General features: G+C 70.1%; 1 protein-coding gene. It reads right to left on the bottom strand.

Going from position 1 to position 1,312, the window contains the following annotated elements:
• A partial coding sequence (locus tag ACZ60X_RS43900; RefSeq protein ID WP_469611457.1) for a polyketide synthase dehydratase domain-containing protein occupies positions 1-1,312 on the bottom strand: 1,312 nt, incomplete at both ends.

Raw genomic sequence — 1,312 nt, 5'->3', positions numbered from 1 at the left:
CAGGCGGTGGCGGCGGCGAGGTCGCGGAGGGGGTCGTGGGGGCCGGTCGATACCGCGCCGTGGGTGAGGATGACGAGGTGTTCGTCGGGGGTGCGTTCCTGGTGGAGCCATTGCTGGATGTGGTGGAGGGTGTGTTCGGCGGTGGTGTGGGCGGTTGCGGGGTCGGTGGTGGTGCCGGCGGTGACGGTGAAGGTGGTGTAGGGGGGTGGTGTGGTGGTGGGGTCGGTCGTGGTGACCGGGACCCACTCCACCGCCAACGGTGTGATGTCGGCCGCCGTGAGCTTTGCCGGGTCGGCCGGCCGTGTGGCCAGCGCGTCGACGGTCAGGACGGGCCTGCCGTCCATGTCCGAGACATCAAGGGCGAAGGTCGCGTCGTCGTTGAGTGACACCCGGGCGCGCACCGTCCGCGGGCAGGATCCGTACGAACGCACACCCGACCACGAGAACGGCAACTCGAAGCCGCTGTCGTCACCGAGGGACGCGAGCCGCGCGTGGAGCACCGCGTCGAGCAGCGCGGGGTGGACGACGAACCCGGCATCGGCGGTGTCCTCGGTCAGCTCCACCTCGGCGTACACGACGTCCCCGTCCTGCCACGCGGCCTGAAGACCCTGGAACACGGGCCCGTAGTCGTAGCCCTGCTCGGCCAGTCGGCGATACAGGTCCGAGATCGGGAGCGGCGAGGCCGTGGGCGTGGGCCAGATCATGCGAGGCGGTGTCGCCGGAGCCTCGGCCGACAGCACGCCGGTCGCGTTCCGGACCCACTCGGCGTCGCCGATACGGGAGTGGACCGTGAACTCGCGCTCGCCGCTCATGTCAGCCGCGTTGACCTGGACCTGGACCTCCACCGTGCTGTTCTTCGGAATGAGCAGCGGGTGGTCGAGCGTGATGGACTCCACGCGCGTGCAGCCCGCCACGGCTCCGGCGCGCAGGGCGATGTCGAGGAACGCGGTGCCCGGGAGCAGAGCGGTGCCGAGGATCGCGTGGTCGGCGAGCCAGGGCTGCGCCTCGATGGAGAGCCGACCGGTGAGCAACAGCGCCTCGCTGCCCGGCACTTCGATGACGACATCGACCAGCGGATGCCCGGATCCCTGCCTGCCGAAGCCCCCGGAGTCGGGGACCGGATGGAGCCAGTAGCGCTGGTGTTGGAAGGGGTAGGTGGGTAGGGGGGTGTGGGGGTGGGTTGTGGTGGTGGTGTTGTTGTTTTTGGTGGTGGGGTGGGTGGTGGGGGTGTTGTGGGTCCAGGCGTGGGTGAGGGCGGTGGTGAGTTGGGTGGGGGTGTCGTGGTTGCGGCGGAGGGTGGGGATGACGGTGG

The organism is Streptomyces sp. NPDC104106 (assembly GCF_055584345.1).
This window is presented reverse-complemented; position numbering and strand designations above follow the sequence as displayed.